The 10,342-nt window shown below is 71.5% G+C and carries 7 protein-coding genes and 1 pseudogene; 7 read left to right on the top strand and 1 reads right to left on the bottom strand.

The window, feature by feature from the left end; genetic code table 11:
* A pseudogene (locus IM767_RS17125) lies at nt 1-4,523 on the bottom strand (hypothetical protein); the annotation flags it as partial.
* A 394-nt stretch (nt 4,524-4,917) separates the two neighbouring features.
* Here IM767_RS17125 and rpmB point away from each other — a divergent pair.
* The 7 genes from rpmB to IM767_RS17090 all read left to right on the top strand — a co-directional run bounded on the left by rpmB (nt 4,918) and on the right by IM767_RS17090 (nt 10,293).
* Nucleotides 4,918-5,154, top strand: a complete 237-nt coding sequence (rpmB, locus tag IM767_RS17120) for a 50S ribosomal protein L28 (protein ID WP_013584774.1) — start codon at nt 4,918-4,920, stop codon at nt 5,152-5,154.
* A complete protein-coding gene (gene rpmG, locus IM767_RS17115; protein ID WP_018173550.1) occupies nt 5,154-5,324 on the top strand; it encodes a 50S ribosomal protein L33 in 171 nt (56 codons plus the stop codon). The genes rpmB and rpmG overlap by 1 nt, the downstream gene beginning before the upstream one ends.
* 3 nt (nt 5,325-5,327) lie before the next feature.
* Entirely contained in the window at nt 5,328-5,633 is a 306-nt protein-coding gene (gene rpsN, locus IM767_RS17110) for a 30S ribosomal protein S14 (RefSeq protein WP_018173549.1), read from the top strand.
* Nucleotides 5,634-5,777: 144 nt separating this feature from the next.
* Nucleotides 5,778-7,304: an alpha-N-arabinofuranosidase gene (locus IM767_RS17105; protein WP_109208655.1), complete on the top strand. Its 1,527-nt coding sequence runs from the start codon at nt 5,778-5,780 to the stop codon at nt 7,302-7,304.
* A 34-nt stretch (nt 7,305-7,338) separates the two neighbouring features.
* Entirely contained in the window at nt 7,339-8,340 is a 1,002-nt protein-coding gene (locus IM767_RS17100) for a LacI family DNA-binding transcriptional regulator (RefSeq protein ID WP_109208654.1), read from the top strand.
* 88 nt (nt 8,341-8,428) lie between these two features.
* Nucleotides 8,429-9,415, top strand: a complete 987-nt coding sequence (locus IM767_RS17095; protein ID WP_239453085.1) for a carbohydrate ABC transporter permease — start codon at nt 8,429-8,431, stop codon at nt 9,413-9,415.
* Entirely contained in the window at nt 9,412-10,293 is an 882-nt protein-coding gene (locus IM767_RS17090; protein ID WP_239453084.1) for a carbohydrate ABC transporter permease, read from the top strand. The genes IM767_RS17095 and IM767_RS17090 overlap by 4 nt, the downstream gene beginning before the upstream one ends.
* The last annotated feature ends 49 nt before the right edge of the window (nt 10,294-10,342 follow it).

The following is a 10,342-nucleotide window of genomic DNA, read 5'->3' as shown; positions in this document are numbered from 1 at the left end:
GCGAGGAATCGGATGCCGCAGCCCACGGCCACGACAACGAGCCCGCCGACCGCGAGCACGGCGCCGAGCGCGGACCAGCGCCGCAGCCCCAGCGCCGACGCGCCGACGACTCCCGCCGCCCCCGCGATCGCGACGGTCGTCGCGACGATCGCCGTGTCGTCGCCCGACCGCAGCACGACGGTCGCGGCCAGCAGCGCGACGCCCGCACCGGCGAGCACCGCCGCCAGCCGTGCCTCCGCCAGGGTCACCGCCGTGGCGGTCAGGATGACCGCGACTGCGACGGCACCGACGGCGGCGGTGATCGCGGCGGCTTCGGCGAACTCGAGCCACGGGATCACGAGCACCCTGATCGCCATCGCGAGGGCGGCGCCCGTGAGGATCAGCGCGGACGGCACCCGCACGCGCCAGGCGTCGGGGATCGGCGTCAGCGCGATCGCCGCCGCGCCGATGAGGGCGATGCCGATGAGCAGCCACGTGCGGGCGGGCTCGGCCGGCGCGAGCAGGCTGGGCACGGTCGCCAGCACGAGCGCTCCGCACCACACGAGCTCCTCGCCCGCAGGCCAGGTGGCCTCCGCGCGGCGGCGGCGCCGCACCGCGAGCGTTGCCCCGGCGGCGACGGCCGCCGCGATCGGGAGCGTGGCGAACTCCACCTCCCGCGCACCGCCGAAGACCGCCGCCATGCCGGCGACGGCGAGGGCGGCGATGAGCGAGGTCCACCGGGTCGCACGGGCGAACGGGACGCGGCCGAGGGCGGCGGAGGCGAGATGGGCCGCGAGGAGGATCGCGAGGGCCGGCGCCACCACCCAGCCCTCGTCCACCGCGCCGAGCACGAAGATCGACGCCGCGGCGAGGGCGATAGGCGGCACGACGATGGCGTAGCCGTACGACGACACGCGTCCGGGACGTGCTCCGGCCATTCCGAGACCGGATGCGTACGCGACGGCGACGAGCAGCGCGAGCCACGCGACCGGCCACGGCCAGGCATCCGCCTGCCATGGCAGCGCGCGTTCCGCGGCGACCAGTCCGAGGGCGGCCAGCGAGACCGTCGCGCCCACGACGGACGGCGGACGGATGCCGCGCAACGGCGACAGCGAAAGCGCGAGGCACACGGCGGCGGAGGCCAGAATCACGAGGGTCCCCTGCAACGGCTGTTCGAGCGCCGATTGCGGGCCGAGGAGGTTCCAGTGGGCGGTCGCCGGCCACACGAGGCCGATGACCAGCCCGACGCCGAGGGCGACGGATGCCTCCGCCCGGCGTCGCAGCCGGGCCAGGGGCGCGGCGAAGCCGACGAAGAGCACAGCGGCCGGGATCGCGTACGTCTCGAGCGTGAAGTCGGTGCCGGGCGTGCCCGCTCCGAGCCAGGCCCACCAGGCGGCGCCCGCGGCGACGGCTGCGGGCCAGACGAGCAGCCGGCGGGGCGCATCCGCGAACGGCACGCCCGCGCGCGACGTGGCGAACCGGTCGTCGGCCGGGTCGGCGGCGGACGGCGCGGCCCAGCCGCGCGTGACGGATGCCGCGCCGAAAGCCACGGCGACGATCGCCAGGAGCGCCCACAGGAGGTCGGGTGCGATTCCCCACACGACGCAGAGACCGGTGACGAGCACGCCGATGTCGGCCGCCGTTCGCGGTCGGGCAGGGGTGAGCGGCGGGCGCTCGGACGCGGCACCGGGGCCGGCAGCCGGGGGCGGCCAGGTCGTCATGTCGGGGCCACCCGCCGGCAGAGGTGAAGCGCCGGAAGCGCCGGCCGCAGACGCGTGCGCGGTCGCCGGCGCGGCGGGCGCGGTGCCGACGGGTACCGGCCGGGGCGGGCGGGACGCGGGTGGACGTGCTGCGGTGACGATCGCCCCGACGACGGTGACGATCGCCGGGCCGGCGGCCAGGACCAGGGTGGCCCAGTCCTCGCCGCTCGTGCCCGACATGTCGAGCGCCGCGTGGGCGAGGGCGGCGATCGCCGGTGCGGCCAGCACCGCGGCGGCAGGGACGGCGTGCCCGTCCAGGCGCGTGCGCCCGATCGCGATGAGCGCGAGCAGCGCGAGCAGCGCGATCCCGCGGACGATGCCCAGGAGCGGCTCACCGATGGCCGCCACGGTCTCGGCGGTCGCGGCATCCGTCGCGATGTCGTCTGCCGCGGCGACCAGCGTCCACACGAGCGTGAGCGCGGTCAGCGCGTAGCCGGCGACGGCCAGGCCGAGCCGGCTGGGAGTGTCGGTCCGCGCGAACGCGGAGACGGCGAGCGTGGCGAGTGCGACCCACTGCAGCAGGACGAGCGCGACGGCCTGGCCGGATCCGGTGACACCCGCCGCCGCACCGAGCGCGGCCGGCGCGATGATCGCTGCGACCACCCCCACCAGCACGGGGGCCAGGGCCAGCGTGACGGCAGCGGCTGCGCTCGCGCGGAGCACCAGGCGCAGAGCGACCGGGTAGGCGGCCGCCACCGCGACACCCACCAGCCAGAGCCACGGAGTCGCGGTGCCCGCGGCGAACGCGGTGACCGCCGCGAGCGCGCCCGCGATGCTCCAGCCCGCGCCGGCGCCCGCGCGCGCACTGCTGGGCCGTGCCGTCGGGTCTTCACCAGGCAGAGCGGATGCCGCGGCCGGCGCGGCCGCGCTCTCCGCGGTCCGACGCGCGAGGGCCGCGCCCACGACGGCGGCGACGGCGATCAGCAGCGCGGCACCGACGAGCATCGCCGGGACGCCCGTGCGTGCGGCGGCGGCGAGCAGCAGAACGGCGATCGCCACGGCGCGGATCTCCCGGAGCAGCGGCCGTCGGAGGGTCGGCGCGAGGAGCATCAGCCCCCCGATCACAACGGCCGTGCCCAGCGCCAGCAGCGGAGCCGCCGGAGCCGCACCGGGGATGAGGAACGGGTCGGTCCGCCAGAGCGTCCATGCCGAGATCGCGGTCTGCGCCTGGAGCAGCCACATCAGGGCCGCGCCCGCCGCAGAGGCGATGCCGATCACGCCGGCGGTGACGGCCGCGGGCAGGAGTGTCGGGACGGCGCGCCGAGCGCGGAGGAGGTCCAGGGCGACGGCGATCGCAACGGCGAGGACCGGTCCGACCATCACCGAGTACAGGGGCTCGTCCACCCGGACGGCGAGCTGCCAGCCGGCGAGGCCCACGGCGGCGACGGCGAGGCTGGAGGTGACACCCGAGATGATGCGGGCCCCCGGCAGCGGTGCCTGCTCCGGGCGGGGACGTACGGCCCACGCGTGCGCGGCGCCGAGCAGCGCGACACCGGCGCTCGACCACAGCACCACCCCGACCGCGTCGCCGGTGGCGACCGCGGCGGTGACGGCGGCCCCGATGAGGGCCGTCACGCCCGCCACGGCGAGGACGAGTCGCTCGGGCGCGCCGTCCGGGCCGCGGTGCGCGGCCGACAGCGGCGCGGGCAGCGCGTGCGTGAGACCGCCCGCGGCGGCGCCGAGGAACCCGGCGGTCACCGCCTGGGCAGGGGGGAGGTCGACGAGCCCGCCGACGAGGAAGCCGGCGCCCGCGGGGAGCGCGAGCGAGGCGGCGAGGTCGGGTCCGCGCAGGCCCGAGAGGCGCGCCCAGAGCCGGCAGACGGCCGCGACGACGATCGCGGCCGAGCCCGCGTAGAGGGCGGCATCGATCGACGCGGTGCCGAAGAGGTCGTTCGCCCGCACCGCCCACGCGTCCAAGGCGAGGAACCCGACGCCGAGCACGCCGATCGCCTCCGCCGTCGCCCCCAGGTCACGGCGGCGCAGCCACGACGCGAGCACGATCGTCGCGAGCGTGATGCCGCCGATGATGAGGGCGCGCACCGCGATGCCGGCGACGAACCAGGCGAGGAGCAGGAAGAACACCGCGGCCACGCCGACGAGCGAGACGCCCACGATCAGCAGCAGGACGGGCACCGTCAGGCGGCGACGGGGAGCGGATGCCGCGACCCCGGTGTTCGCCGCGGTGCCGGCACCGCCCCCCGCGGGCGCGGTGGTCGACGGCGTCACGGGCACCGAGATCGTCGGCGGCACCGGGCCTTCCGGCGGTGCCGCCGAGGTGGACGCGAAATCCGTGCGCGACTCCGCCGCCGGTACCCGCTCGACTGCCACGGGCGCCGTGGTGGAGCCGATCGCCTCGGCGGATGCGGGCACGACGGCGATGGCGCCGGTGGACGGCGGCGGTGCCGGCGCGGTGGGCGTGTCCGCCGTCGGCGCGTGATGACCCGCGACGACAGGGCCGCCGACCACGGTTTCGGCCGCAGCCCCGGCGGCGGCGAACTCGGGCGCCGGCGCGAGTGCCACGGCGACGGCATCCGTCTGCGCCGCCGCAGCCGTCGCGTGTGCCAGGCGGATCTTGTCGATCAGCTGCTGTCGCGACAGCTCGAGCGTGAGCATCTGACGGCCGAGCTCGAGCACGCGGGGCGACCGCGGATCGTCCAGCGCGAAGCCACAGGCGGGGCATTCCGGCGCCGAGACGAGGGCGAAGCACGACGGGCATCGATGAGCGTCGGCGAGGTCGAACGGAGACGCAGGCCACAGGCGGGCCTCGTCGTGCGATTCGGTCATGTCAGCACCTCTCCCCCCGGAATGACCGATATGTTCCACCGGGGTCAGCCGCACACGCGAGAATTTGTGGACAGGCACAGGGGTCCCCTCCCCTCAGCCCCACCGGATTGGACCAACTCTCCGGAGAGATTCCTGCCCCGGAATATAGCGGGCTGCGGCCTCGAGCGCAGGGTGCGGCGCGGTGAGACGCCGGAACCGGGCCGCGTCAAGCGCGACACGCCGTCCGTGCTAGACTGACTGTTTGTCTGCGCGCACTCCAGCACGCAGTACGCGTTTCGTCTCGCTTCGCTCGCTCAACGACCGGAACTTCCGGGCGTAGGTGACGTGCGTCGAAATGCAGACAAGGGATCTTGGGTGAGGCCGTCCGGCTTCACGGTACTAAGGAGACATCACCATGGCAGCAGTGTGCCAGGTGACCGGAGCAGTTCCCGGCTTCGGTCACAACATCTCGCACTCGCACCGCCGGACGAAGCGCCGCTTCGACCCGAACGTGCAGAAGAAGACCTACTTCGTTCCGTCGCTGGGTCGCAACATCAAGCTCAACGTCTCGGCCAAGGGCATCAAGGTCATCGACGCTCGCGGCATCGAGGCGGTCGTCCGTGACCTCCAGGCGAAGGGTGTGAAGCTCTGATGGCCAAGAAGGCACAGGACGTCCGTCCGATCATCAAGCTGCGTTCGACCGCGGGCACGGGTTACACCTACGTCACGCGCAAGAACCGCCGCAACAACCCCGACCGCATCGTGCTGAAGAAGTACGACCCGGTCATCCGCAAGCACGTCGATTTCCGAGAGGAGCGTTGATCCATGGCTAAGAAGAGCAAGATCGCGCGCAACAAGCAGCGCCAGGAGGTCGTCGACCGCTACGCCGCCAAGCGCCTCGAGCTGAAGAAGGCGCTCGTTTCGCCGACGTCGACCGACGAGGAGCGCGAGGCCGCTCGCGTGGGCCTGCAGAAGCTGCCCCGCAACGCGTCGCCGGTCCGCCTGCGTTCGCGCGACGTCATCGACGGCCGCCCCCGCGGTGTCCTCACGAAGTTCGGCATCTCGCGTGTCCGCTTCCGTGACATGGCGCACCGTGGCGAGCTGCCCGGCGTGACCAAGTCGAGCTGGTGACATTCGACAGGCTCAGTGACCGCTGAGCTGGTCCGGAAGGCCCGGAGTTCCTCGGAACTCCGGGCCTTCTGCTATTTTCTCGACATCCGGCGCACGGGTGTGTATCGTTACAAACCGCTCACCCGATGTTTCGAAGGAGAAACCGTGCCCGACCTCCGCGCCCGCGCCGTCGTCGACCTGGACGTTCCCGGTCCCACGATCAGCCGCCACCTCTACGGCCACTTCGCCGAGCACCTCGGGCGCTGCATCTACGGCGGGTTCTACGTCGGCGAGGACTCCGAGATCCCCAACGAGCGCGGCATCCGCCTCGACGTGGTCGAGGCGCTCAAGGGCATCGGCATCCCGAACCTCCGCTGGCCGGGCGGCTGCTTCGCCGACGAGTACCACTGGCGCGACGGCATCGGACCGAAGGAGTCCCGGCCGCGCATGGTGAACACGCACTGGGGCGACATCGTCGAGAACAACCACTTCGGCACGCACGAGTTCATGGACCTGTGCGAGATGCTCGGCGCCGACGCGTACGTGAGCGGCAACGTCGGCAGCGGCAGCGTGCAGGAGATGAGCGACTGGGTCGAGTACCTCACCCGCGACGGCGACAGCCCGATGGCGAGCCTCCGGCGCCAGAACGGGCGCGACGAGCCCTGGAAGGTCCCTTTCTGGGGCATCGGCAACGAGGCGTGGGGCTGCGGCGGCAACTTCACCGCCCCGCAGTTCGCCTCGGAGGCGCGCCGCTACGCGACGTTCTGCCGCGACCACGGCGACAACAAGCTCTACCGCATCGCCGCCGGCGCCTCCGACGACGACGTGACCTGGACGACCGCGCTCATGGAGGCGCTCAACTGCCTGGGCTGCCAGCGCGACCCGAAGAACATCTTCCAGGCGATCTCGTTCCACTACTACACGCTCGCCGGCACGTGGGAGCACAAGGGCAGCGCGACCTCCTTCTCCACCGACGACTACTACGTGACGATGTCGAAGGCGCAGGACATCGAGCGCGTCATCAGCGCGCACGCCCGCATCATGGACGCGTACGACCCCGGCAAGAAGGTCGGCCTCGTGCTCGACGAGTGGGGCACGTGGTGGGACGTGGAGGAAGGCACGAACCCCGGGTTCCTCTACCAGCAGAACACCGTGCGCGACGCCCTCGTGGCCGCGGTGCACTTCGACGCGTTCCACCGCAACGCGGACCGCCTCGTGATGGCCAACATCGCGCAGACCGTGAACGTGCTGCAGGCGATGCTGCTGACGGATGCCGAGACCGGCGCGCTCGTGCTCACGCCGACGTACCACGTCTTCGAGATGAACCGCGGTCACCATGACGCGACCTCGGTCGCCGTCCACGTGCTGGATGCGCCCGACCCCCGCGACGCCGACGGACGCCCGCTGCAGGTGGTATCGGCGTCCGCCAGCACGACGGGCCCGACCGCTCTGCTGTCGCTGAGCAACCTCGACGCCGAGGCATCCCTCACCATCGAGGTCGACCTGCGCGGCCGCGCGGTCGCGTCCGCGACGGCCAGGGTGCTCACCGGCGCCTCGGCTGCCGCGCACAACACCGCCGAGACGCCGGATGCCGTCGCGCCGGTCGCGCTCGACACCGAGCTGGAATCGGGCACGCTGCGGGTGACGCTTCCGGCGCACTCGTTCGCGACGGTCTCGCTCGAGCTCGGCTGACGGCGCGCCGCAGGCCCGCGGATAGAGTTCAGCAATGGCCACCCTGCACGACGTCGCCAAGGCCGCCGGCGTCTCGCCGATGACGGTGTCGAACGTGCTCAACAAGCACCCGCACGTCCGCGCCGAGACGCGGGAGCGGGTGCTCAAGGCGATCGACGAGCTCGGCTACCGCGTCAACGTCGCCGCGCGCAACCTCCGCGCGGGGCGCACCAACACCATCGGGTTCGCCGTTCCGGAGGTCGACCGGCCGTACTTCGCCCAGCTGGCGGCCCGGGTCATCGCGAAGGCGCATGACGCGGGCTATCGCGTGGTGATCGAGCAGACCGGCGCCGATCGCGAGAACGAGCTGTCGGCGATCGTCTCGTCGCGCACGCGCATGTACGACGGGCTGATCCTGTCGGCCGTCGGCCTGGGTTCTGCGGACCGCGACCTGCTGACGACGGAGGTGCCGATGGTGATCCTCGGCGAGAGCGTGTTCGGCTCGCCGGTCGATCACATCGCACTCCCGAACGAGGAGGGCACCTACGCCGCCACGATGCACCTGATCGATCAGGGATGCCGGCGCATCGCGATGGTGGAGGGCGATGACGTCAGCCGCCTCAGCGTCACGTCGCTGCGTCACGCGGGCTACCGCAGGGCGCTGGCGGAGCGGGGCCTCGAGGCCGACCCGGCGCTCGTCGTCGAACTGCACGAGCTGTCATCCGAGTCCGGACGCCTCGCCGCGCACGGTCTGGTGGACGGCGGCGGAGGCGTGGACGGTGTGGTGTGCATCACCGACACCGTCGCACTGGGCGTCATCCGCGGGCTCGCCGATCGCGGCGTCTCGGTGCCCCGGCAGGTGAAGGTCGTCGGCTTCGACGACATCCTCGAGGCCCGCTACAGCGTGCCGAGCCTCACCACCATCGACCCCGATCACGACGAGGTCGCCCGGCTCGCGGTCGAGCTCCTCATCGCTCGGCTCGCGGAGGCGCCGGGCTGGGAGCCGCGAGAGCACGTCACGGGCTTCCACATGGTCGTGCGCGAGTCCACCGGATGAGCCAGGGATGAAGGTTACGGCCTGGCTATAGACCAGTTGTAACGATACAGGTAGCATCAGTCCACTTCCGCTGGTCGAAGGAGATCACGTGACACTCACTGAAGAGAGGCCCCAGACGGACACGCGTGTGCTCGTCACCGCGGGCAGGCGCATGTCGCGCTGGCTGCGTCAGCCGATCGGCGGTCACGGCCCGGTCTACGGGGCCGACCGCGTGCGCCTGGGGCTGTTCCTGGTGCCGATGATCATCGTGTTCATCGTGCTCTTCGCGATCCCGCTCGCGCAGTCGATCTGGTGGAGCTTCACCGACTTCAACGGTTACAACTCCGATGCCCAGTTCGTCGGGCTCCGCAATTACGCGAACGTCTTCACCGACCCGTCGATGCTCGCGGGCCTGAGCTTCACGCTGCTGTACACCGTCGCCACGACCATCATCATCACGGTGCTCGCGATCCCGCTGGCCGTCGTGCTCGACCGCGCCTTCTTCGGCCGCAACGCCGTCCGCGCGATCTTCTTCTTCCCCGCGATCCCGTCGGTGGCGATCCTCGGCCTGGTGTGGGGCTTCATCCTCAATCCGCTCGGCTCCGGCGCCCTCAACTCCCTGCTGATGTCGATCGCCGGCGTCGGGCCGATCCCGTGGCTCTCGAACAGCACGCTCGCACAGCTGAGCGTGATCGCGGTCGCCGTGTGGACGAGCACCGGCTGGCACGCGATCCTCTATCTCGCGTACCTCCAGTCCATCCCCGGCGACTACTACGAGGTCGCCCGTATCGACGGCGCCTCCGGCCCCCAGCGCTTCTTCCACATCACGCTGCCGCTGCTGCTTCCGGCCATGACGGTGAGCTGGCTGCTCCTCATGACCGGCGGGCTCAAGGTCTACGACCTGCCGATCACCCTGACCAAGGGCGGTCCGGGGTTCTCCACCTTCACGATCACCCAGACGATCATCCAGAACGGTGTCTCGCAGGCGAAGTACGGGCAGGCGTCGGCGCTCGCGGTCATCTTCATGATCGCGGTCGGCGCGATCGTGGCCATGCAGCTCTTCCTGTCCCGTCGCCTCGAGGGGAGGTTCTCATGAGCGCGCGCGAAACCGTCATGGCACCGGCATCCGCTCCCTCCCGCACCTCTCCGCGTCGCGAACGCGTGCTGTCGCGCCCGGGTGCGATCGTGACGAGCATCGTCATGATCCCGCTGGCGGTGCTGGTGGGCCTGCCGTTCTACTACCTCGTCGTCAACACGCTCAAGACGCAGGCCGAGACCACGGCGTCGCCGCTCGCGCTGCCGAGCACCTTCAACCTCGACAACTACATCGAGGTGTTCACCGAGGTGCCGGTCGCGCAGGCCTTCCTGAACACCGTGTACGTGACGGTGGCCTCGATCCTGCTGATGCTGCTGATCGGGTCGATGGCCGCGTTCTCGGTCATCATGCGCATCTCGCGTCTCATGGTCGTGCTGCTGGTGATCGCGTTCCTGGTGCCCGGGCAGGTCACATTGATCCCGCTGTACCGGCTGCTCAGCGACGCCCGCCTCGTGGACACCCTCGAGGGCCTGATCATCCTCTACTCGGCCGGCGCGGTCTTCTGCTACTTCCTCATCGTCGGCTACATGCGTACCCTCCCGGGCGAGGTCATCGAGGCGGCCCGCATCGACGGCGCGGGACCGTGGCAGATCTACTGGCGCATCGCGCTGCCGCTGATCCGGCCGATCCTGGTGACCGTCGGCGTGTTCCAGACGATGTGGGTGTGGAACGACTTCCTGCTGCCGGTCGTCTTCATCAGCTCGACCGAGAAGCAGACTCTGGTCCTGCAGACCTACAAGGCCGTCGGGGAGTTCTCGACCGACTGGCCGATGTTCCTGACGCTGTCGGTCATCGTCCTGATCCCGATGGTCATCTTCTTCATCGCGATGCAGCGCCACATCGTGCGCGGCCTCGTCGCGGGAAGCGTCAAGGGCTGAGATGCACCGCTCTGCGCAGCGGTCCGTGCGGTTCATCCGCGACCTGTAA

It is taken from the genome of Microbacterium ureisolvens (assembly GCF_015278315.1).
GTDB classification, from domain to species: Bacteria; Actinomycetota; Actinomycetes; order Actinomycetales; family Microbacteriaceae; genus Microbacterium; species Microbacterium ureisolvens.
This window is presented reverse-complemented; position numbering and strand designations above follow the sequence as displayed.

Coding starts and splice junctions, on each gene's coding strand:
- rpmB (WP_013584774.1), top strand. CDS start 4,918: ATGGCAGCAGTGTGCCAGGTGACCGGAGCAGTTCCCGGCTTCGGTCAC.
- rpmG (WP_018173550.1), top strand. CDS start 5,154: ATGGCCAAGAAGGCACAGGACGTCCGTCCGATCATCAAGCTGCGTTCG.
- rpsN (WP_018173549.1), top strand. CDS start 5,328: ATGGCTAAGAAGAGCAAGATCGCGCGCAACAAGCAGCGCCAGGAGGTC.
- IM767_RS17100 (WP_109208654.1), top strand. CDS start 7,339: ATGGCCACCCTGCACGACGTCGCCAAGGCCGCCGGCGTCTCGCCGATG.
- IM767_RS17090 (WP_239453084.1), top strand. CDS start 9,412: ATGAGCGCGCGCGAAACCGTCATGGCACCGGCATCCGCTCCCTCCCGC.